The organism is Rhodanobacter sp. UC4452_H20 (assembly GCF_052978205.1).
Window position 1 is genome coordinate 2,685,374 of record NZ_CM129662.1, and the last position, 22,007, is coordinate 2,707,380.

General features: G+C 69.4%; 20 protein-coding genes. 17 read left to right on the forward strand and 3 right to left on the reverse strand.

Annotated features, from left to right (window positions below; genetic code table 11):
• Nucleotides 1-4 precede the first annotated feature (4 nt).
• The 5 genes from def to ACVCMC_RS12650 all read left to right on the forward strand — a co-directional run bounded on the left by def (nt 5) and on the right by ACVCMC_RS12650 (nt 5,903).
• Complete coding sequence (gene def / locus ACVCMC_RS12630) at nt 5-514, forward strand: peptide deformylase (RefSeq protein WP_447097532.1); 510 nt, start codon at nt 5-7, stop codon at nt 512-514.
• Between the two features lie 11 nt (nt 515-525).
• Nucleotides 526-1,452, forward strand: a complete 927-nt coding sequence (gene fmt, locus ACVCMC_RS12635) for a methionyl-tRNA formyltransferase (RefSeq protein ID WP_447099498.1) — start codon at nt 526-528, stop codon at nt 1,450-1,452.
• Nucleotides 1,449-2,750: a 16S rRNA (cytosine(967)-C(5))-methyltransferase RsmB gene (rsmB, locus tag ACVCMC_RS12640; RefSeq protein ID WP_447097533.1), complete on the forward strand. Its 1,302-nt coding sequence runs from the start codon at nt 1,449-1,451 to the stop codon at nt 2,748-2,750. Before fmt ends, rsmB begins: the two co-directional genes overlap by 4 nt.
• A 98-nt stretch (nt 2,751-2,848) precedes the next feature.
• Entirely contained in the window at nt 2,849-4,558 is a 1,710-nt protein-coding gene (locus tag ACVCMC_RS12645; protein ID WP_447097534.1) for an ArnT family glycosyltransferase, read from the forward strand.
• A gap of 67 nt (nt 4,559-4,625) precedes the next feature.
• Entirely contained in the window at nt 4,626-5,903 is a 1,278-nt protein-coding gene (locus tag ACVCMC_RS12650; protein ID WP_447097535.1) for an O-antigen ligase family protein, read from the forward strand.
• A gap of 18 nt (nt 5,904-5,921) precedes the next feature.
• Here the strand turns inward: ACVCMC_RS12650 and ACVCMC_RS12655 are convergent, their stop codons facing one another.
• The gene (locus ACVCMC_RS12655; RefSeq protein ID WP_447097536.1) at nt 5,922-6,818 is read right to left on the reverse strand and encodes a glycosyltransferase family 2 protein; all 897 of its coding nucleotides are present in this window, start codon (nt 6,816-6,818) and stop codon (nt 5,922-5,924) included.
• Nucleotides 6,819-7,115: 297 nt separating this feature from the next.
• Here ACVCMC_RS12655 and ACVCMC_RS12660 point away from each other — a divergent pair, with 297 nt between their 5' ends.
• The 4 genes from ACVCMC_RS12660 to ACVCMC_RS12675 are packed head-to-tail and all read left to right on the forward strand — an operon-like array spanning nt 7,116 to nt 11,085.
• Nucleotides 7,116-7,934, forward strand: a complete 819-nt coding sequence (locus ACVCMC_RS12660) for a glycosyltransferase family 2 protein (protein WP_447097537.1) — start codon at nt 7,116-7,118, stop codon at nt 7,932-7,934.
• The gene (locus ACVCMC_RS12665; protein ID WP_447097538.1) at nt 7,931-8,962 is read left to right on the forward strand and encodes a CDP-glycerol glycerophosphotransferase family protein; all 1,032 of its coding nucleotides are present in this window, start codon (nt 7,931-7,933) and stop codon (nt 8,960-8,962) included. Before ACVCMC_RS12660 ends, ACVCMC_RS12665 begins: the two co-directional genes overlap by 4 nt.
• A 57-nt stretch (nt 8,963-9,019) precedes the next feature.
• Nucleotides 9,020-10,744 (forward strand): ArnT family glycosyltransferase, encoded by a 1,725-nt coding sequence (locus ACVCMC_RS12670; RefSeq protein WP_395120983.1) that lies wholly within the window; start codon nt 9,020-9,022, stop codon nt 10,742-10,744.
• Nucleotides 10,741-11,085, forward strand: coding sequence for a tetratricopeptide repeat protein (locus ACVCMC_RS12675; protein WP_447097539.1), 345 nt, complete (start codon nt 10,741-10,743; stop codon nt 11,083-11,085). Before ACVCMC_RS12670 ends, ACVCMC_RS12675 begins: the two co-directional genes overlap by 4 nt.
• On the opposite strand, the gene ACVCMC_RS12680 is transcribed toward ACVCMC_RS12675, so the two are convergent.
• Entirely contained in the window at nt 11,076-11,975 is a 900-nt protein-coding gene (locus ACVCMC_RS12680; protein WP_447097540.1) for an LpxL/LpxP family acyltransferase, read from the reverse strand. The two genes, ACVCMC_RS12675 and ACVCMC_RS12680, sit on opposite strands and share 10 nt — an antisense overlap.
• Before the next feature lie 144 nt (nt 11,976-12,119).
• Between ACVCMC_RS12680 and dtd the strand changes: the two genes are divergently transcribed.
• From dtd to ACVCMC_RS12705, 5 genes are all read left to right on the forward strand, one after another.
• Nucleotides 12,120-12,560, forward strand: a complete 441-nt coding sequence (dtd, locus tag ACVCMC_RS12685) for a D-aminoacyl-tRNA deacylase (RefSeq protein WP_395120980.1) — start codon at nt 12,120-12,122, stop codon at nt 12,558-12,560.
• A 171-nt stretch (nt 12,561-12,731) separates the two neighbouring features.
• On the forward strand, nt 12,732-14,618 hold the full coding sequence (gene rpoD, locus ACVCMC_RS12690) for an RNA polymerase sigma factor RpoD (protein ID WP_447097541.1): 1,887 nt from the start codon (nt 12,732-12,734) through the stop codon (nt 14,616-14,618).
• A 260-nt stretch (nt 14,619-14,878) separates the two neighbouring features.
• Complete coding sequence (locus ACVCMC_RS12695; protein ID WP_395120978.1) at nt 14,879-15,433, forward strand: sigma-70 family RNA polymerase sigma factor; 555 nt, start codon at nt 14,879-14,881, stop codon at nt 15,431-15,433.
• Entirely contained in the window at nt 15,430-16,092 is a 663-nt protein-coding gene (locus ACVCMC_RS12700; protein ID WP_395120977.1) for a ChrR family anti-sigma-E factor, read from the forward strand. The genes ACVCMC_RS12695 and ACVCMC_RS12700 overlap by 4 nt, the downstream gene beginning before the upstream one ends.
• Before the next feature lie 22 nt (nt 16,093-16,114).
• Nucleotides 16,115-17,524 (forward strand): cryptochrome/photolyase family protein, encoded by a 1,410-nt coding sequence (locus ACVCMC_RS12705; RefSeq protein ID WP_395121312.1) that lies wholly within the window; start codon nt 16,115-16,117, stop codon nt 17,522-17,524.
• Nucleotides 17,525-17,539: 15 nt separating this feature from the next.
• On the opposite strand, the gene ACVCMC_RS12710 is transcribed toward ACVCMC_RS12705, so the two are convergent.
• Nucleotides 17,540-18,613 carry a sensor domain-containing diguanylate cyclase gene (locus tag ACVCMC_RS12710; protein WP_447097542.1) on the reverse strand — a complete coding sequence of 358 codons (1,074 nt, stop codon included), beginning with the start codon at nt 18,611-18,613 and terminating at the stop codon, nt 17,540-17,542.
• Nucleotides 18,614-18,898: 285 nt separating this feature from the next.
• Between ACVCMC_RS12710 and ACVCMC_RS12715 the strand changes: the two genes are divergently transcribed.
• From ACVCMC_RS12715 to ACVCMC_RS12725, 3 genes are read left to right on the forward strand one after another with little or no spacing between them, the layout of a single operon-like run.
• On the forward strand, nt 18,899-19,897 hold the full coding sequence (locus ACVCMC_RS12715) for an acyl-CoA desaturase (protein ID WP_447097543.1): 999 nt from the start codon (nt 18,899-18,901) through the stop codon (nt 19,895-19,897).
• 3 nt (nt 19,898-19,900) lie between these two features.
• On the forward strand, nt 19,901-21,199 hold the full coding sequence (locus tag ACVCMC_RS12720) for an NAD(P)/FAD-dependent oxidoreductase (protein WP_447097544.1): 1,299 nt from the start codon (nt 19,901-19,903) through the stop codon (nt 21,197-21,199).
• Nucleotides 21,196-21,996: a DUF1365 domain-containing protein gene (locus tag ACVCMC_RS12725; protein WP_395120973.1), complete on the forward strand. Its 801-nt coding sequence runs from the start codon at nt 21,196-21,198 to the stop codon at nt 21,994-21,996. Before ACVCMC_RS12720 ends, ACVCMC_RS12725 begins: the two co-directional genes overlap by 4 nt.
• Nucleotides 21,997-22,007: the final 11 nt, after the last annotated feature.

A 22,007-nucleotide genomic window follows, 5' to 3' on the forward strand; every position in this document is an offset into this window, starting at 1 on the left:
TGCCATGTCCGTACTTTCCATCCTGGAGTTCCCCGACCCGCGCCTGCGCACCCGCGCCGCGCCGGTCACCGCGTTCGACGCGAAGCTGAAGCAGTTCGTGGCCGACATGTTCGAAACCATGTACGCGGCCAACGGTGTCGGCCTGGCCGCCACCCAGGTCAACGTGCACCAGCGGGTGCTGGTGGCCGACATGAGCGAGGGGCGCAACCAGCCGCTGGCGCTGATCAATGCCCAGCTGCTGGAAAAGGATGGCTCGCAGGTCTACCAGGAGGGCTGCCTGTCGTTTCCCGGCTTGTACGCCGACGTCACCCGCGCGCTGAAGGTGAAGGTCAAGGCGCAGGACGTGGACGGCAAGGAGATCGTGGTGGAAGCCGAAGGCCCGCTGGCGGTGTGCATCCAGCACGAGATGGACCATCTCGACGGCAAGGTCTTCGTCGATTACCTGTCGCCGCTCAAGCGCAGCCTGCTGCTGAAGCGGCTCGACAAGCAGCGCAAGCAGGCGGCGGGTGCTTGAGTAGCGCCGGCCTGCGGCTGGCCTTTGCCGGCACCCCCGAATTCTCCGTGCCCTGCTTCGAGGCGTGCCGCAACAGCGGCGCGGAGCTGGTGGCCGTCTATACCCAGCCCGACCGCCCGGCCGGCCGCGGCCGCAAGCTGGCGCCCAGCCCGGTCAAGCAGGCCGCACTGGCCGCCGGGGTGACCGTGGAACAGCCCGAGTCGCTGAAATCCGCCGAGGTGCAGCAGCGGCTCGCCGATTACCGCCCCGACCTTTTGGTGGTGGTCGCCTATGGCCTGATCCTGCCGCGCAAAGTGCTCTCGATCCCCCGCCTGGGTTGCTGGAACGTGCACGCAAGCGTGCTGCCGCGCTGGCGCGGTGCCGCGCCGATCCAGCGCGCAATCCTCGCCGGCGACGCCGAGAGCGGGGTCGACCTGATGCAGATGGAGGCCGGCCTCGATACCGGTCCGGTGCTGTTGCGGCGGCGCACCCCGATCCGCCGCGACGACACCGGCGGCTCGCTGCACGACCGCCTCGCCGCGCTGGGCGCCGAGCTGCTGGCCGAGGGCCTGCGCCGTACCCTGGCGGGCGAGACGCTGGTCGCCACGCCGCAGCCGACCGACGGCGTGACCTACGCGCACAAGCTGGACAAGGCCGAGGCGAAGCTCGACTTCCGCCGCCCGGCCATCGAGCTGGAACGCCAGGTGCGCGCATTCGACCCGTGGCCGGTAGCCGAGGCGGAGATCGCCGGCGAATCGCTGCGGATCTGGGCCGCGCGCGCCATCGAAGTGGACCACCATGCCGCCCCGGCCAGCGTGCTGGCGGCCGGGCGCGAAGGCATCGACGTCGCCTGCGGCAGCGGCGCCCTGCGCATCACCGCGGTGCAGCGCGCCGGCGGCAAGCGCATCGGCGCGACGGACTACCTCAACGCCCGCCCCGACCTGCGCCCGCGCCCGTGAAAACCGATACCCGCGCCCTCGCCGCCAGGGGTCTGGCCGAGATCGCCCTGCGCGGCGCCTCGCTGCGCGAAGTGATGGAGCGCAACGCGCCGAGGTTGGCCGATCCGCGCGACCGCGCGCTGCTGATGGCCCTGCTCAGCGAAGGCGCGCGCTGGTGGCTGCGCTTCGACCCGGCCATCGACGGCCTGCTGGAGAAATCCCTGCGCCCCAAAGACCCGGCGGTGCATGCGCTGCTGGTGCTGGGGCTGGTGCAACTGGAAATCCTCGAACTGCAGGATTACGCCGCCGTGGCGGCCACCGTGGAGGCGGTGCGTGCGCTGAAGCGCCCGCAGCTCGCCGGCCTGGTCAATGCCGTGCTGCGCCGCTGGCAGCGCGAACGGACCGCGCGGCTGGCCGCGCTCGACGCCAACCCCGCCACCCGCCACGCCCACCCCGCCTGGCTGGCCGCGGCGCTCGAACGCGACTGGCCGCAACAGGCCGCCGCGGTGATGGCGGCCGACAACGGCGAGCCGCCACTGATGCTGCGGGTCAATCGCCGGCGCTGCCAGCGCGACACGCTGATCGGCCAACTGCAGGCTGCCGGTCACGCGGCCAGCGCCCACCCGTGGCTGGCCAACGCGCTGGTGCTGCCGCACAGCACCGACGTCACCCGGCTGCCCGGCTTCGACGCCGGCCACTTCGCGGTGCAGGACGGTGCCGCCCAGGTCGCCGCCGACCTCGCCGAGCTGCGCGACGGCCTGCGCGTGCTGGATGCGTGCGCCGCGCCCGGCGGCAAGGCCTGCCATCTGCTGGAGCGCGCCGAGATCGACCTCACCGCGCTGGAGTTCGAACCCGCGCGCGCCGAACGCATCCGGCAGAACCTGATGCGGCTGCGGTTGGACGCGAAGATCGTGGTCGGCGACGCCGGCGTGCCCGCGCGCTGGTGGAAGGGCCAGCTGTTCGACCGCATCCTGGTCGATGCCCCATGCTCGGCAACCGGCGTGCTGCGCCGGCGACCGGACGTGCGCCTGCACCGGCGCGAGAGCGATATCGCCGCGATGGGCGCGCAGCAACGGCGCATCCTCGCCGCGCTGTGGCCATTGCTGGCGCCGGGCGGGCGGCTGGTCTACATCACCTGCTCGGTGCTGCGCGCGGAGAACGAGGCCGTGGTCGGCACGTGGCTGGCGCAGCAAGCGGATGCCCAGGCCGTGCCGCTCAGCCTGCCGATCGGCCAGGCCGCCGCGGTGGGCTGGCAGATCCTGCCCGGCGACGGCGATCTCGACGGCATGTATTACGCGGTGGTGCACAAGCGCGGCTGAGCACCTCGCGGCCGCGCCGCCACAGGGCGGGGCTGTGCGGGATCGCGCCGGCCGTTTATGCTTGCCCTCCCTGTCCCCGCAGCGGAACTCCCTTCATCGTGAATCCCCCGGTGCCCTTGTCCCGCGCCCGTCCGTTGTGGTTGCGCGATGCCCGTTGGGAGCTGGTCGTGTTCGGCGCGTTCGCCTTGCTGGTGCTCGGTGCCGGGCTGGGGTTGCGCGATCCGTGGCCTTCGGACGAACCGCGCTTCGCGCTGGTCGCGCAATGGATGGTCGAGCACGGCCAGTGGCTGTTCCCGCACCGCGGCCACGAGCTGTACCCGGACAAGCCGCCGGTGTTCATGTGGCTGCAGGCGCTCAGTTACTACCTCACCGGCCATTGGCGCATCGCCTTCCTGCTGCCCTCGCTGCTCGCCGCGCTGGGCGCGCTGGCACTGGTCTACGACCTGGCTCGGCGGCTGTGGGGTCACCGCAGCGCGCTGCTGGCCGCGGCCACGCTGCTGGTCACGATCCACTTCACCTACCAGATGCGCAACGCGCAGATCGACCCGCTGCTGCTGGGCTGGATGACGCTGGCCAACTACGGCCTGCTGCGCCATCTGCTGCTGGGGCCGTGCTGGCGCTGGTTCGCCGTGGGCTGTTTCTTCGCCGGCGTGGGCGTGGCGACCAAGGGCGTGGGCGTGCTGGCCCTGCTGATGCTGGTGCCGTACATGGTCGCGCGCCGCGGCCACTGGCGGCACCTCGCCCTGCCCACCGGCGGCTGGCGCTGGGCCGGCGGGCTGGCGCTGTTCTTCGTGGCGATCCTCGGCTGGCTGCTGCCGATGCTGCTGATCGCCCATGCCGACGGCGACCCGCAGCACGCCGAGTACGTGCAGAACATCCTGTTCGGGCAGACCGTGCACCGCTACGCCACGCCCACCGGCCATATCCATTCGCCGTTCTACTTCCTCGGCATCATAGTGGTCGACTGGCTGCCGCTGTCGCTGCTGCTGCCGTGGGCGCTGCCGGCGTGGTGGCGCCGGCTGAAACGACGCGATGCGCGTTTCCTGCTGCCGCTGGGCTGGGCCGTGCTGGTGCTGCTGTTTTTCTCGCTCAGCCCCGGCAAGCGCGACGTCTACATCCTGCCGGCGCTGCCGATGGTGGCGCTGGCGCTGGCGCCGCTGCTGCCCGGCCTGTTGCGCCGGCGCGGCGTGCGCATCGCGGTGTTCGCGCTGACCGTGCTGCTGGCCGGCACGCTGGCCGCCGCCTCGGCGCTGGCGATCCATCGCCACCCGGCCTGGGCGCTGAAGATAGAACAGAGCCTGGACCCGCGGATCTGGTGGATGCTGCTGGCCATCGGCGTGGCCGGCCTCGCCATCGCCGCGCTGACGCGGGTGCGCCGCGCGCCGCTGGGATGGCTGCTGTTCGCCGGCGTGCTGTGGAGCGTGTATGGGGTGTGGGGCTATCCGCTACTCAACGGCGACCGCTCGGCGCGCGACGTGATGGTCGAGGCGCGCGCCATCGCCGGCCCGCAGGCCACGATCGGCCTGCTCGCGTGGAAGGAGCAGAACCTGCTGATGGCGCAGGGCCCGGTGACCGAGTTCGGCTTCCGCAAACCGTGGCCGCGGCAGTACGCCGAGGCGATCGCCTGGCTCGAGGGCGATCCCGCGCAACGCTGGATCTTCAGCCTGGACGAGGCGATGGGCGCTTGCGTGGATCGCGCGCGGGCGATCCATGTCGGCCACGCCAACCGCCGCGAGTGGTGGATGTTCAGGCACGACGCGGTAATACCCGGGTGCATCCCGCGTACCGCAGGCGACGACGACGAATGAACCGCACCACTTCCTCTCCACGCCGCCCAGCCTGTCTCGCGGCGGTCTTCGCGAGTGTGACGCGCGCATGACCGATACCCGCCTCGCGCAGGTGTTCGCGCGCCCCGGGCCGGCGTGGACAGTGTCGATCCTGCTGGCCCTGATGCCGCTGTCGTTCTCGATCGACTGGGGGATCAAGGCGCTGCCGCCGGCGCTGCTGTTCCTGCTTGGACTGGCGCTGGTGGCGAGCACCGCCTCGATCCGGCGCAGCTATCGCGCGGCGTGGCCGCCGGTGGCGGTGGCGCTGGCGATGATCGGATTCGTGATCTTCAACGTGCTGCTGCACGACCTGGGCTGGCGACCGCTGGATCGCCCGGCGCACATTCTGCTGTTCCTGGTGGTGGCGGCGTGCTTCAGCCTGCCGTTGCGGATGCGCGTGGTGTGGGCCGGTTTCAGCCTCGGCGCCATCGTGCTGGGCGCGGCCGCCGTGGTGCAGGCCTACGCGCTCGGCATCGACCGTCCGCACGGCCTCAATGGCGGCCCGTCGGCCTCGATCGAACTGGCCACGGTGTTGCTGGGCCTGTCGACGATGGCGCTGGTGCAATTCCTGGCGCGCGGCACGGGGCGCCGGGAACGCTGGCTGCATCTGGTGGCGATGGGCTGCGCCATGTACGGCGCGCTGCTGACCCAGAGCCGCGGCCCGCTGCTGGCATTTGCGCCGGTGTTCCTGCTGCTGGTGCTGCTGCACGCGCGGCGCTGCGGACACTGGCGCTCCAGCCTGCTGCTGGTCGGTGCCGTGTCTGTGGTGGCCGGGACCGTCACCTTCGGCATGCGCGGCGAAATGGTGGAGCGGTTCCAGGCCATCGCGCCGGAGGTCACCCGCTTCGACCATAGCCAGGCCACCCGCGGCGCCGTGATCGAGCGGCTGGAGATGTGGCGCACCGCGGCGCGCGCCTTCGGCGAACACCCGCTGGTGGGCATCGGCGTGGGCCAATTCGACGCGTATACGCGCGAGGAGGTCGCCGCCGGCCGCAGCCATGCCGCGATCGAACGCTACAACCAGCCGCACAACGAGTATCTGGAAGCGGCCGCCACCGGCGGCGTGCCAGGTCTGCTGGTGCTGCTGGCGGTGTTCCTGGTGCCGCTGCGCTACTTCAGCCGGCGCGTGCTGGATGCGGACGACGAAGTAGCGCTGCCGGCCGCCGTCGGCGTCGGCGTGATCGCCTTGTACATGCTCTGCGCGCTCACCGACGCGGTGTTCTACCGGGTGATGACGCAGTCGTTCTATTTCTTCGTGGTGCTGGGGCTGGCGCTGCGACTTGCCTGGCTGCGCCACCGCGAGCCGCCGCGGGTGGCCGCGGCCTGACCGAGGCGGACGACTGTCCTACGCAGTGGCGGCGGCCGGTGGCGCGGCCACGTGACCCACGTGCATCGATGGCCGCAACGGGGTCGGTGCAACGACCGCGCGCAGGTCGAGCGGCGCGACGGCAAACTCGTCGCGGTACTGCTCGACGCCGCGTTCGCAACGAACGAGGTTGCGCTGCCGCGTCTCGGCCAGGATGCGGTCGTTGGGGTTGTCCACCAGGTGCTTGCGGGTGGGGTGGTAGAGATGGACCGCCAGCGCGCCCAGGCGCAGGTCGCGGCGCAGCAGCCCGGCGTGGAAGGCGCGCACGGCCAGTTCGGTATCCTCGCGACCCCAGCCGGTCATCGCTTCGTTGAAACCGTTGAGGCGCAACAGGTCGTCGCGCCAGAAACCCATGTTGCAACTCTTGATGCCACGCTGGCGCATGCTCGGACGGGCGAACAGATGGGCGAGCAGCGGGAGGCGCACGGTGTGGCGGCGACGGTCGATGCCGCGGCGGAAGAAATCCGGAAAGGTCGGCCCGCGGCCCAGCATCTCCTGCACCGAGCGGGCATCGGTGAGCACGCGCGAACCCTGGGTGAAGCAGCCGCGCCGGGCGAAGCGGCGATGGTCGGCGATGAAATGCCGCTCGACCACCATGTCGCCGTCGAGCAGGATGATGTAGTCGCCCTGCGCGGCGGCGATTGCGCGGTTGCGCGCGCGACTCATGCGCGCGCCGTCGTCGGGCTGCCACAGGTGCACCAGCCGCACCGGATAGTCGTGCGCCAGGCGTCGCAGCAGTTCGCTGGTGGCCGGGCGCGAGCCGTCGTCGGTGACGATCACCTCGTGCGGCAGTTCGGTCTGGCTGGCCAGCGCGCGCAGCACCAGTTCCAGCGCCTCGGGCCAGTTATAGGTGATCACGGCAACACTGATGCGCATGGCATGCCCCCCACAGCGGTACATGAAGACTGCATTGGATGCGGCCTCCGGCCGCTGGCGGACGCGATGTTCCGCTTCCATGTCTCGCGTCGGACGATCCGCGCCGATATCCGGCTTGCGGCGAACCTGACGCTGACTGTGGGCGCCCTGCGCCCCTTACGCCGTCCCACGGCAACCGCTCCAGGAGGCTGCGGCGTCCGGAATCCCTCCAATCGCACGCCAGCCACGGAATTCACTCCGCATTCACAGCATAACGCAGCGGCGGACCACTCGCATGATTCGGCTAGAATCGCCGCCATGCCCGCGTTTCCCCTGACCCTCGCCGTGATCACCCGCAACGAGGCGGCCCACATCGCCCGCTGCCTGGACAGCGTGCCGTTTGCCGCCGAGAAACTGGTCGTCGATTGCGGCAGCGACGACGACACCGTGGCGATCGCGCAGGCGCATGGCGCGCGCGTCGTCCACCAGGACTGGCTGGGTTTCGGGCCGCAGCGCAATTTCGCCGCCGGCCAGTGCGCGCACGACTGGATCCTGGTCCTGGACGCCGACGAATACCTCGGCGGCGACCTCGCCGACGAACTGCAGCGGCGCCTGCCCGCACTGATGGCCGGCCACGCTGCCGCCGCGTACCTGCGCCGCAGCACGGTCTACATGGGCGCGCCGATGCGCTGGTACCGGCCAGCCACGGGCGAGCGCATGGCCCGCCTGTACCACCGCGGCCGCGCGCGCTGGAGCGATGCGCGCGTGCACGAATCGCTGCAGTTCGATGGCCCCGCGCCCACCCTGCGCGGCAGCTTCCTGCACACCAACAACCCGACCCTGGTGCACAAGCAGCTCAAGGTGCTGCAGTACGCCGAGCTGAAATGCCGCGACTGGCTGGACAAGGGCAAGCCGGCGCGGATGTGGCAGGCGCCGTTCGTCTACGCGCTGGCTTTCCTCAAGGATTACCTGTTCCGGCTGGCCTGCCTGGATGGCTGGCGCGGCTTCGTGATCGCGCAGACCGCCGCCAGCTACGCGCTGTACAAGCGCATGCGCTACTACGAGATGACGCGCAACCCGGCATCCGTCGAACAGGCCGCCAGCGCGCTGCGCGCGCAGGGCGCGAGCATCGAATGAACAGTCCCAGACGCTATCTGATGTACGGCTCCGAGCGCTACGCGCTGGCCATCCTGCGCCCGCTGCAGGAGGCGGTGCGCGCCCGCGGCGGCGAGGCGGCGTGGTTTTTCGACGGCCCCGGCGCCGAGGATCTGGTCGAGGGCGAGCGCCTGCTCGACGTGGCCGGCGTGCGCGCATGGAAGCCCGACGCCGTGCTGACCCCGGGCAATCACCTGCCGCATTTCTTCACCGGCGTGAAGGTCGAGGTGTTCCACGGTTTCGATGCGGGCAAGCCGCGCCACATCTACATCCGCGGTTTCTTCGATCTGTACTGCACCACCGGTCCACGCGATACCGCCCAGTTCCAGGCGCTGGCGGACCGGCTCGGCCACTTCACGGTGACCGAGACCGGCTGGCCCAAGCTCGACCCGTTCATGCGCGAGATCGCCGGTCCGCTGCCGCCGGTGCGCCGGCCGCCGGTGATCCTCTACCACTCCACCTTTTCGCCGTCGTGGAGTGCCGCCGAGACGCTGTACGAGGAAGTGAAGCGGTTGTCGCGCGACGGTCGCTGGCACTGGATCGTCACCTTCCATCCGAAGATGAACCCGGAGACCACGGCGAAGTTCAAGGCGCTGCAGAACGAGTACCTCACCTTCGCCGAGAACGACAACATCCTGGAGCTGTTCCCGCAAGTCGACATGATGTGCTCGGATACCTCCTCGGCGCTCAACGAGTTCCTGCTCACCGGCAAGCCGGTGGTGACATTCAAGAACCGGCGCCCCGGGCCGCAGTTGCTCGACATCGACGACGCGAAGGACTTCGAGCCGGCGATCGAACGCGCGCTGGCGCGGCCGCCGGAACTGATGCAGGCGATCGCCGACTACGGCAACGCCATCCATCCGCGCCGCGACGGCCGCTCCAGCGAGCGCGTGCTTGACGCGATCGACGCCTTCCTCGCCCGCGGCGGTCGCAACCGCCGGCGCAAGCCGCTCAACCTGTGGCGCAAGCTGAAACTGCGTCGCCGCATCGGCTACTGGGGTCCGGCCTAGCGATGCCCTGATCCGGTCGCAGGCTAGAATCTCTCTCTCCCACCGCGAGTGCACCCCGTGCCGCCCAGCTCCTTCAGCCGTTCCGAACACCTGCGCGCGGTCTGGCCGTGGCTGCCGCTGTGGATGCTGGTGGCGCTGCTGGCGATCTTCGCGCACGGCCCGATGCCGCTGTATTCCACCCGCACGCTGGCGGTGGCCTGGGACATGTTCAGCCATGGCCAGTGGCTGGTGCCGCACATCAACGGCGCGCCGTACAGCGAGAAGGCGCCGCTGCTGTTCTGGCTGATCGAGGCCGGCTGGTTCGTGTTCGGCGTCAGCGACGTGTGGCCGCGCGTGCTGGAGGTGCTGTTCGGCGGCGCGCAGCTGGTGCTGGTGTCGCTGCTGGCGCGGCGGCTGTTCCCGCACCGGCCGTGGATGGCCAAGGCCGCGCCGTGGATGCTGCTGGCGTTCGGCTACGCGTTCCTGTTCGCCTTGCAGATCATGTACGACGTGCTGCTGGCGGTCTGGGTGCTGGCCGCGCTGCTGTGCCTTACGCCGAAGCCGCGACGGGTCGAACCGCGCTGGCTGCTGTTCGGTGTCTGCGTGGGGCTGGGGTTGCTGACCAAGGGCCCGGTGATGCTGCTGCACGTCGCCTTCCCGTGGCTGCTCGGGCCGCTGTGGAACGAATGGGCGCGCGAGCATCGCGCGCGCTGGTACGGCTCCGGCGTGCTGTCGCTGTTGCTCGGCGGCGCGATGCTGCTGGCATGGGCGTTGCCGGCCGGCCTGGTCGGGGGGGACGCCTATCGCGAACGGCTGTTCTTCACCCAGACCGCAGGGCGCGTGGTCGACAAGCTGTCCGAAGGCAAGGATCTGCAGAACCACGCCGAACCGTTCTGGTTCTACGTGCTTTGGTTGCCGGTGCTGTTGTTCCCGTTCAGCGGCTGGCCGCGCGCGTGGGTGGCCGTGGCCGGGCTGCGCCGGCCGCTGGAATCGGGCCTGCGCTTCGCGCTGTGCTGGCTGGTTCCCGCATTCGTGGTGTTCTCGCTGATCAGCGGCAAGCAGCTGTATTACCCGCTGCCGGAGCTGGCCGGCGTGGCTCTGCTGATGGCCGGTGCGATCGCCGTGCTGCGCGAGCGCCGCGCCGCGCTGGCCAACCATTACGCGCTCGGCACCTGGCCGCTGGGCGTGGGGGGGATCGTCTTCGCGCTGCTGCTGTTCGCGCTGCCCATGCTGGTGGAGCACGCCGTCGTGCAGGGCGACTGGGCGCACACGGTCGCGCCGTACAGCCGCTACTTCAGCGTGATCTTCCTGCTGCTCGGCATCCTGCTGCTGATGCGCGGCCGCGGCGAGCTGCGCCGGCTGGCGGTGGCCGGGCTGATCGGCGTGTTCGCGCTGAATGCGCTGTTCACGCTGACCCTGTGGCCGCGCTGGGACCTGCGCCCGTCGGCCGAACTGCTGGGCCGCGCCGAGCAGGCCGGCCACCCGCTGGCCTTCATGGGCAGCTACGCCGGCGAGTTCCACTTCGCCGGCCGGCTGACCCGGCCGATCACCGAGCTGTACGGCGACCAGGCGCTGGCCGATTACGCACGCGCGCATCCCGATGCGCTGGTGGTCGACCGGCCGGACCACCTGACCCCGGCCGACCTGCGCTACGCCTTGCTGGCGCAGCCGTTCCGCTCGTCGTGGGTGGTGATCTGGACGGCCAGTTCGCTGGCCGATCTGCGCGCCGGCCACACGCCGCCGGAACCGGCACAGCCGACCCAGCTCTATCCGGCCGACGAACGCCGCTACCGCCTGCCTTGAACGCCCTGCTCGACAACCTGCGCCGCCAATGCGACGGCCCGCGCGATGGCGCGCTGCTGCGCTACTCGCTGGGCAGCGCCCTGCTTGATGCGGGCGACGCCGCCGGTGCGGTGGCAGCACTCGAACGCGCGCTGGAGTTCGACCCGACCTATTCGGCCGCGTGGAAACTGTTGGGCAAGGCCCGGCTCGCCAGCGGCGAGCTCGCCTCGGCGGCCGACGCCTGGCGTCGCGGCATCGCCGCCGCCGGCGCACGCGGCGACAAGCAGGCCGAAAAGGAGATGACCGTGTTCCTGCGCCGGCTGGAGAAATCGCCCGCGCCGGGCGACGCGGCTCAGTCCTGACGCCTCTCGTCGTCGTACGGACTGACCAGGCCCACCGCCGACCAGCGCTTGTACTGCCACTGGTACTGCGCGAACGCTTGCTCGACGCAATCCTGCACGCCGCGATTGAGCGCCGTGCAGGCGACCTGCGGGTCGGCATCGGCGATGCCGGGCGGCGCCTCGCGCAGGTGGATGCGGTAGCCCGCGCCGGCGGGCAAGCGTTCGGCGAAGGCGAACAGCACCGTGGCGCCGGTGCGTGCGGCCAGCCGCGGCAGCAGCACCATGGTCAGCGCATCGCGGCCGAAGAACGGCGCCAGCCGCCCCTCGCCCGCGCGCGGCTTCTGGTCAGGCAGGATGCCCACCGCGCCGCCGGCGGCCACGCGCTTGTACAAGGCGCGCACGCCGGCGCCGTCGGCGCGGATCTGCTCGGGTGCCAGCGCCCCGCGCACCTTGCGCAGCAGGCCCTCGATGGCGGCGATGCGCGGCGGCCGGTACAGGATCGCCATCGGCGTCTTGCGGCACAGCCAGTAGTTCAGCAACTCCCAGCAGCCCAGGTGCGGCGCGGCAATGATCACGCCCCTGCCCGCCGCCAGCGCGGCATCGAGCAGCGCCTCACCGCGCACCTCGCGCACCAGATCCAGCGCACGTTCGGCGCCACCGCCCCACACCTTGACGATCTCGGTGATCGACTTGCCGCTCTCGCCCATCACCTCGCGCAGCAGCTCGCGCTGGCGCACCGCGTCCGACAACGGCCGCGCGATCCGCAGGTTCACCGCGGTGTGATGGGCCGTGCGCCCCCCGCGCCACAGCACCAGCCGCCCCAGCCCCGCCCCGACGCCATGCAGCGCCCGCAACGGCAACAGCGCCAACAGGCGCAACAGCAGATAGATCATGTAGATGTCGAAACGCATGAGCGAAAGTGTAGCTGGGCCGGAAATGGGGAATCGGGAATGGGAATAGTCAGGCGCGCACCGGATGGGCTCGCCCGACTGCGTGGCATCAGCCGCCGGGCGCTATGCTTTTCCCATTCCCGATTCCCCAATCCCGGCCACCCCATGATCTCCCTCATCCAGCGCGTGACCTCCGCCAGCGTGCAGGTCGAGGACGAGACCGTCGGCGCGATCGACGCCGGCCTGCTCGCGCTGGTCGCGGTGCAGCCGGAGGATGGCGAGGCGCAGGCCCGGCGCATGCTGGAACGGTTGCTCGGCTACCGCGTGTTCGCCGACGATGCCGGCCGCATGAACCGCTCGCTGCGCGACACCGGCGGCGGCCTGCTGCTGGTCAGCCAGTTCACCCTGGCCGCCGACACCCGCTCGGGGATGCGCCCCAGCTTCACCCGCGCCGCCGCGCCCGAGCATGCGCGCCACTGGTTTGACTACCTGCTGGGACTGGCGCGGGTTGCCCATCCGAGGGTGGAAACCGGACGCTTCGGTGCCCATATGGTGGTCCAGCTGGTCAACGACGGCCCGGTCACCTTCTGGCTGGACACTGCCTGACCGAGGTGCCGCGCGGCACCCCGCAGACAGCGCCAACACCGCGGTCTGGCTCGAATTTTGCGTGTCGTCCGACGCGGCAGACGACAGAATTTTTCACTTGAAAACTGGTCAGAAAAGCAGCACATCGCTATAATGTCCGGTTCTTGCACCCCTTTGGCGGTCGGTCAATCCATGAACAGCAAAGCTCCCCATGAGCAACAGTCGGAAATCAAGGCACTCATCTCGAAGGGCCTGGAGCAGGGCTATCTGACCTACGCCGAGATCAACGATCACCTCCCCGACGACATCGTCGACCCGGAGCAGATCGAAGACATCATGGCGGTGCTCAAGGGCGTCGGCATCGAAGTCCATGACGCCGCGCCGGATACCGACACCATCTCCGACAGCGCCGCCCCCGGCGGCGGCCCGGGCGATGACGACTCCGCCGCCGAAGAGGCCGTGGCGCTGCTCTCCGCCGTGGACGCCGAAGTGGGCCGCACCACCGACCCGGTGCGCATGTACATGCGCGAGATGGGCACGGTCGAGCTGCTCACCCGCGAGGGCGAGATCGCCATCGCCAAGCGCATCGAGGAAGGCCTGGGCCAGGTGCAGACCGCACTGGCCAGTTTCCCGCTGACCATCGAGCTGCTGCTGGAGGAATACGACCAGCACCTGGACGGCAAGCGCCGCCTCAGCGAGATCCTGGCCGGCTTCCTCGACCTGGAGGAAGCCGCCGACCTCGCCCGCAAGGAGAAGGAAGCCGCCGCCGCCGAGGCCGCCGAGCTTGGCCTGGACGAGGAATCCGATGGCGACGACGAGGATTCCGACGACGCCAGCGAAGAGGAAGAAGCCGGCCCCACCGGTCCGGACCCGGAGGAGGTCAAGCGCCGCATGGAGCTGCTGCGCGAGTACTACGCCAAGTTCCAGAAGGCCGCGCCGAAAGCCGCCAGCATCACCGACAAGAAGATCGTCAAGCTGCGCGACCAGATGGCCGAGGAGTTCCTCAAGCTCAAGCTGCCCAGCGCGCTGATCGACGGTTTCGTGCGCAAGCTGCGCGAGGTCGTGGGCGACATCCGCCATCACGAGCGCGTGCTGCTGGACATCTTCGTCAAGCAGGTGAAGATGCCCAAGGCCGAGTTCATCAAGGCCTTCCCCAGCAACGAGGGCAACCTCGAGTGGGTCGCCGAGCTCAGCCGCAAGCGGCAGAAGTGGTCGCCGAACATCAAGATCTACCGCGAGGCGATCGACGCCGAGCAGGAGAAGCTGGCCGCGATCGAGCGCAAGCTGTTCCTGCCGCTGATCGACATCAAGGACATCAACCGCGCCATGGCCTCGGGCGAGGCCAAGGCCCGGCGCGCCAAGAAGGAAATGGTCGAGGCGAACCTGCGCCTGGTGATCTCGATCGCCAAGAAGTACACCAACCGCGGCCTGCAGTTCCTCGACCTGATCCAGGAAGGCAACATCGGCCTGATGAAGGCGGTGGACAAGTTCGAATACCGCCGCGGCTACAAGTTCTCGACCTACGCCACCTGGTGGATCCGCCAGGCGATCACCCGCTCGATCGCCGACCAGGCGCGCACCATCCGCATCCCGGTGCACATGATCGAGACGATCAACAAGTTGAACCGCATTTCCCGCCAGATGCTGCAGCAGTTCGGCCGCGAGGCGACGCCGGAGGAACTGGCCAAGGAAATGGAGATGCCCGAGGACAAGATCCGCAAGGTGCTGAAGATCGCGAAGGAACCGATCTCGATGGAAACCCCGATCGGCGACGACGAGGATTCCCACCTGGGCGACTTCATCGAGGACGGCAACGCCAGCTCGCCGATCGACTCGGCCACCGAGACCGGCCTGATGGAAACCGTGCGCGACGTGCTCGCCGGGCTCACCCCGCGGGAGGCCAAGGTGCTGCGCATGCGCTTCGGCATCGACATGAACACCGACCACACCCTGGAAGAGGTCGGCAAGCAGTTCGACGTCACCCGCGAGCGGATCCGCCAGATCGAGGCCAAGGCGCTGCGCAAGCTGCGCCACCCGAGCCGCTCCGAACAGCTGCGCTCGTTCCTCGACGTCGAGTAGGCGCACGCCAACGCACCACCGGAACAGCCCCGCCACGTGCGGGGCTTTCTTTTGCCCGGCCGCTCGCCGGCGATTTTCGATGCGGTTGAATCCGAATGGCCGCGCCCGCCGTATGCCTGTGACAGGGAGCATGTCCGATCGTCGGGCATGTGGCCCCGGTCGCCAGCGGAAAGTTGCGTATGATGGGTCCGGATCGCTCTGCCACCGAGGTGACGCCCTTTCGGGCGATACGACCCGTGCCTGCCGCCGTGAACCACGCCATGCCTGACGCACGTTACTGGTCGACGCAGATGGCCGCCGTGTCCGCGCAGCGTGACCGCGCGAGTTTCATGCGCATCTTCGATCACTTCGCGCCACGCCTGCAGCGCTACCTGCGCAACCTCGGCGTGCCCGAATCGATCGCCGACGAGCTGGTGCAGGAGGCCTTGCTGACGCTGTGGCGCAAGGCCGCGATGTTCGATCCGGCGCGCGCCAGCCTCGCCACCTGGCTGTATCGCGTGGCGCGCAACCTCTACATCGACCACGTGCGCAGGGAACCGCACTGGTCGCCGATCCAGGAAGGCCTGGACCAGCTCGACCAGCTCGAATCCGGCCGGCTCGACTCGCAGCCCGAATCCTCCTTCGACCAGGACCTGTTGAAGCAGGCCATCGATCAACTTCCCCCGGTGCAGGCCAAGCTGGTTCGCATGTGTTACCTAGAAAGCAAAAGCCACAGCGAGATCGCGCGGGAGCTGGACATGCCGCTGGGCTCGGTCAAATCCTCGCTGCGGCGCTCGTTCGCCAAACTGCAGGGCAGCATGAGGGGCGCGCGATGAAGCCGAATCGTCACCTCGACGACGCCACCCTGATCGGCTATTCCGCCGGCGCCCTGCCCGCCGCGCTGGCGGTGGTTGCGGCGGCTCATCTGGAACGCTGCGCGGAGTGCCGCGCGCATCTGCGGGACGCCGACCAGATCGGCGGTGCCCTGCTGCAACAGCAACGCGCAGAAGGCCCGGCGGAGGATGCGCGCATCGCGATCCTGGCCCGGCTCGATGCCGAGCCGGAGACCGGGCAGGCGGCGTTGCCGCCCGAGGCCGTCGATGCCCGCGATCCCGATCGCCTGCCGCGCGCCCTGCACCCGTGGTTCGGCCAGTCCCTGCGCGCGTTGCGCTGGAAGCGCGTGGCGCCGGGCGTGCAGCGCATTCGCGCCGGCGGCATCGCTGGCGGCGACCTGATGCTGCTGCGCATCGCGCCAGGCAGCAAACTGCCTCTGCACAGCCACGGCGGCAGCGAGCTGACGATGATCCTGGACGGCGCCTACGACGACCTGCTCGGTCACTTCGGCCCCGGCGACGTGGCCGACCTGGACGGCGAAACCCTGCACCAGCCGGTGACCTCGCCCGGCGTGCCGTGCATCTGCGTGGCCGCCACCGATGCGCCGCTGAAGTTCTCCGGCTGGCTCGCGCGCACGCTGCAACCGCTGTTCGGCTTCTAGAACCGTGTCCGCGCGCGACGCGATGGACACGGCGCTGGTGCTGTTCCGGCGCGACCTGCGCCTCACCGACAACCCGGCGTGGAGCGCGGCCTGTACGCAACACGCACGGGTGCTGCCGGTCTTCATCCATGCCGATGACGACGCCGGCTCCACCGGCGCCGCCAGCCGCTGGTGGCTGCACCATTCGCTGTTGGCGCTGGACCACGACTTGCGCGATGCCGGCGCCGCCCTGCACCTGCGTCGTGGCGAGCCGCTGGGCACCCTGCGCGAGCTGATCGACCGCAGCGGTGCACGCACGGTGTACTGGAACCGCTTGTACGAGCCGGCCGCGATCGAGCGTGACACGCGCATCAAGAGCGCCCTGCAGGCCGACGGCGTCGCGGTGCACAGCCACAACGCCGCGTTGTGGTGCGAGCCATGGCAGATCGCCACTCAGCAAGGCCAGCCGTACAAGGTGTTCACGCCGTACTGGCGCAACCTGCGTGCGCAACTGCAGGCGACCGGACCGCTGCCCGCGCCACGCGTGCCGGGCTGGCGCGACTTGTCCGGCAGCCTGCCGCTGGCGGCACTCGAGCTGCTGCCGCGCATCGCCTGGGCCGATGGCCTGGCCGCCAGCTGGCAACCGGGCGAAGCCGGCGCGCAGGAGTTGCTGGAGATATTCGCCGACGACGCCATCGGCGACTACGCGCACGCACGCGACCTGCCCGCGCGCCATGGCACCTCGCGGCTGTCGCCACACCTGCACTTCGGCGAGATTTCGCCGCGGCAAATCCACTTCGAACTCGATCTTCGCGCCCGTGCCGCCGACGCCACACGCCGCCCCGACATCGAGCCGTATCTGCGCGAGCTGGGCTGGCGCGAATTCGCCCATCACCTGCTGTACCACTTTCCCCACACGCCCACCGACAACTTCAATCCGCGCTTCGACGATTTCCCGTGGGCGTCCGCGGATCAGGCCTTGCTGGAACGCTGGCAACGCGGCCGCACCGGCGTCCCGCTGGTCGACGCCGGCATGCGCGAGCTGTGGCACACCGGCTGGATGCACAACCGCGTGCGCATGGTCGTGGCCAGTTTCCTGACCAAGAACCTGCGCCAGCACTGGCAGCACGGCGCGCGCTGGTTCCGGGACACCCTGGTCGACGCGGACCTCGCCAACAACACGCTGGGCTGGCAGTGGGTGGCCGGCTGCGGCGCCGACGCGGCGCCCTACTTCCGCGTGTTCAACCCGGTGACGCAAGCACGCAAGTTCGATCCGGATGGCGCCTACCTGCGCCGCTGGTTGCCGGAACTGGCCGCTGCGCCCGCAGCGCTGCTCCACGAGCCGTGGAAGGACGCCGCCCTGCTTCAACGCAGCGGCTACCCCCCACCGATGGTCGATCTCGGCCAATCGCGCCAGCAGGCGCTGGATGCCTACGGCGCGCTTGCCCGCTGAGGCAGGGTTGGCTGCTCAGGTGTCGTCGCCGTCCGAGAGTGTCGCGCGGTCGCCACCGGCGGCCTTGCTGCGGTACAGCGCCCGGTCGGCGGCAGCGAGCAGCTCGTGACGCGAACCGTTCTTGCTGTGGGCGATGCCGATGCTGAGCGTGGAATCGACGCCCAGCCCGGCGGTAATCGCCGCAAAATTTTGCCGGATCAACTGCGCCCGGCTGACCAGTTCCTCGCCGCTGGCACTGCAGATGGCCATGGCAAATTCGTCACCGCCAAGGCGTGCAATCAAGTCCTCGCCGCGCACCGCCTGGCGAAGCGATGCACCGACGGCGGCCAGCACCTCGTTGCCCATGTGGTGACCCATCGTGTCGTTGATCGTCTTGAAGCGATCGGCGTCGATCAGCAGCACGCCGATGCCGTAATGAAGACGGCCGGAGCGCGCCAGCGTGTCCTCCCAGCGGGCGACGAACGCGCGCCGGTTCGGCAGGCCGGTGAGGTCGTCGGTATGCGCCAGGTGGGCCATGCGCTCGACTTCGACCGCGTTCCGGCTGGCCTCTTCGATTGCTTCCCGCGCCTCCTGCTCGGCAGCGGTTGCCCGTCTCAGCGCAAGGGTTTTCTCGAGCTCGATCTGCAGCAGCTGCTGCACGGCGTCGGCAATGCATTGCAAGGCCTCGACCTGGTCCCCGCTCAACCCGATCGGGCGGCGGCTGGCACTGCATACCGTGCCGATCGTGATGTCGCCAGCAAGGATCGGCACGGCGACGAAGCTCTTGATGCCCGCTGTCTGCGCGTCGCCCGTGGCCACCACGTCGCGGCCCACGTCCATGCTGGCCGCCTGGCCGGCGAGGAACATGGAGCGGCACATCGAGTCATGCCAGGCGGTCTGGCTTTTCTCGACGATCTGCAACTCCCCGGTGTTCAGGCTGAACAGCACGTCTTGCCGCTGCGCTTCCCAGTCAATCGCGGTCACGAAACTGGTTTCCATGCCGGTGATGTGCTGGACCACGCGCAGCAGGGGGCGAGACACGGTTTCCAGCGCCGACGATGGGTCGGCGATGGACTGCGGCCCGGGCAAGGCGAGATCGGTACTGGACATGCGAACTCCTTGGCTCACCCAAGGCGTGTCCTGCATGGATGCGGCAACGACTCGATTGGTGACCCCTTTTGCGATTTTTCACTCGTTGCGCAATGCGGTATCGGCACGGCCACGAAGATCTTGATGCTCGCTGCCTGCGCGTCGCCCGTCGCCGGCAAGGCGAGATCGGCACTGAACAGCACACGCCGCCGCGAGGTGGCGCGAACGACGGCTTCGCATCCGCATGCATCCGCGGCGCCATTCGCGCCGTATGTGTCATTGAACCGCTCACCGGATGTTTCCCTGATGGCCGCCCGATCGACATCGCCTGCAACGCCTTCGCCCCTCCAGGCACCTGCCGGTGGCCCCGTTGCGGTCGCGGAGCGCTCCTGGGCGGCCCGCACGCTGCGTCGCTGGTTCGACACCAGCACCGTGGTGGAGATCGACGAGAGCCGCGAGGACCGGATCGACTGGCTGCGCGCGGCACCGTTCGTCGCGATGCACCTTGCCTGCCTCGGGGTGATCCGGGTCGGCGTGTCGCCGGTCGCGTTGGGCGTGGCGGGCGCGCTCTACATGCTGCGCATGTTCGCGCTGACCGGGTTCTATCACCGCTATTTCTCGCATCGCACGTTCCAGACCTCGCGCGCAGTGCAGTTCGTGTTTGCGCTGATCGGTGCGTCCTGCGTGCAACGCGGACCGCTGTGGTGGGCGGCGCATCACCGGCAGCACCACCGGGTTGCGGACACGCCGGCCGATCCGCATTCGCCGCGCGTGCACGGCTTCCTGTGGAGCCATGTCGGCTGGTTCCTGACCCCGCGCAATTTCCGCACCGACCTGGCGCGCGTACCGGACCTGGCGAAGTATCCGGAGCTGCGCTGGCTGGATCGGTTCGACATCGCGGTGCCGCTGCTGCTGGCCATGGCGATGTACGGGCTGGGCGCGTTGCTGCAACACGTGGCGCCGCAGCTGGGCACCAGTGGCGGGCAGATGCTGGTGTGGGGTTTCTTCGTGTCCACCATCGTGTTGTTCCACGCCACGGTGACGATCAACTCGCTGGCGCATCGCTTCGGCCGTCGTCGTTACGCGACAAAGGACGACAGCCGCAACAACCTGTGGCTGGCGCTGCTGACGTTCGGCGAAGGCTGGCACAACAACCACCACTTCTTCCCCGGCTCCAGTCGCCAGGGCTTCCGCTGGTGGGAAGTCGACGTGACCTGGTACGGACTGAAGCTGATGGCGATGCTGGGCCTGGTGCGCGGGCTGAAACCGGTGCCGGCGTGGGTGCTGGCCAGGGCGGGGAGCTGAGCGATGCGCATCGCCGTGGTCGGGTCGGGCATCGCGGGGCTGGCATCGGCGTGGCTGCTGTCGCGCAAGCATGAGGTGACGCTGTTCGAGGCCAATGACTATTTCGGCGGGCACACCCATACGCACGAGGTGGAGCAGGCCGGAAAAAGCTACCGCATCGACAGCGGCTTCATCGTGCACAACCCGGCGCACTATCCGCTGCTGACGCGGATGTTCGCGCAGCTGGGCGTGGCCTCGCAGCCGACCACGATGAGCTTTTCGGTGCACAGCGAGGCCAGCGGGCTGGAGTACAACGCCACCACGCTGGACACGCTGTTCTGCCAGCGCCGCAACCTGCTGTCGCCGCGCTTCCTCGGCATGGTGCGCGACCTCGCCCGCTTCTACCGCGAGGCACCCGCGCTGTTGCTCACGCCCGAGGACACGACCAGCCTCGGCGATTACCTGCTGCAGCACGGTTACGGCACCGCGTTCCGCGACGAACATCTGATTCCGATGGCCTCGGCACTGTGGTCGTCGCCGCCCACGCAGATCCTGCAGTTTCCCGCGCGCTACCTGGTGCAGTTCATGGCCAACCACCAGATGCTGCAACTGGCCGGACGTCCGCAGTGGCGCGTGGTGAAGGGCGGCTCGTCGACCTACGTGGCGGCGTTGCGCGCGCACTGGCCGGTGCGCGAGCGGCTGCACTGCCCGGTGCATTCGATCCTGCGCCACGCCGGCGGCGTCGAGGTGTGCAGCGCGGCGGGCGTGGAGCATTTCGACCAGCTGGTGCTGGCCTGCCACAGCGACCAGGCGCTGCGCCTGCTGGGCGACGCGAACGAGCGCGAGCATTCGATCCTGGGCGCGATGACCTACCAGGCCAACGACACCGTGCTGCACACCGACGCCAGCGTGCTGCCGCGCCGGCGCAAGGCGTGGGCGGCCTGGAATGCGTGGCTGCCGCGCGATCCCGCCGCGCCGTGCACGGTCAGCTACTGCATGAACCTGCTGCAGGGCATCGCCTCGCCTGAGCCCTTCGTGGTCAGCCTGAATCGCAGCGAGGCAATCGACCCGGCCAAGGTCCTGGCGCGCATGCGCTACCACCATCCGGTTTACACCCGCGCCTCGGTGCAGGCGCAGGCGCGCAAGGCCGAAATCCAGGGCTGGCGCCGCACCTGGTTTGCCGGCGCGTACTGGGGCTGGGGTTTCCACGAGGACGGCATGCGCAGCGCGGTCGAGGTGGCTGCGTCGCTCGGCGTGCATTGGCCACCGGACCATGCGCCGGTGGCGACGCCCACTCCGCACCAGGCGGAGCTGATGGCGTGACGACGAAACCGGCCAGCTCGAAGCTGCGATTGGCCAGCGCCGTGTACGAAGGCGTGGTGCGCCACCGTCGGCATGAGCCGCACGCACACGCGTTCAGCTATCGCATGGCCCAGCTGTACCTGGACCTGGACGAGGTCGAGCGGATATTCGCCGAGCGCTGGCTGTGGTCGACCACGCATCGCAACCTGGCGCAGTTCCGCCGCAGCGACTACCTGGGACCGGCGACCCTGTCGCTGACCGATGCGGTGCGCCAGCGGGTGGAGCAAGCCACCGGCACGCGGCCGAGCGGTCCGATCCGCCTGCTCACCCACCTGCGTTACGCCGGCATGGTGTTCAACCCGGTCAGCTTCTACTACTGCTTCGCCGAGGATGGCGAAACCCTGCTGGCGGTGCTGGCCGAAATCACCAACACGCCGTGGAAGCAGCGCCACGCCTATGTGCTGCCGGTCGAGGACGCACAGGTGCATGGCCGCGCACTGCACTGGAACTTTGCCAAGACCTTCCACGTGTCGCCCTTCATGCCGATGGACTGCACCTACGACTGGCGCTTCACCGTGCCGGCCGAGGACCTGCGCGTGCACATGAACGTGATGCGCGAAGGCCGGCGCACGTTCGACGCCACGCTGAACCTGCGGCGCCTGCCGCTGACCGGCGCGTCGCTGGCGCGCGTGCTCTGGCGCTATCCGCTGATGACCGCCCAGGTGGTCGGCGCGATCCACTGGCATGCACTGCGGCTGTGGCTGAAGCGCAATCCGGTGCACGACCATCCGGCGCCGCCCGCGCGCCCTGCCGACTGAAACGAACGCTC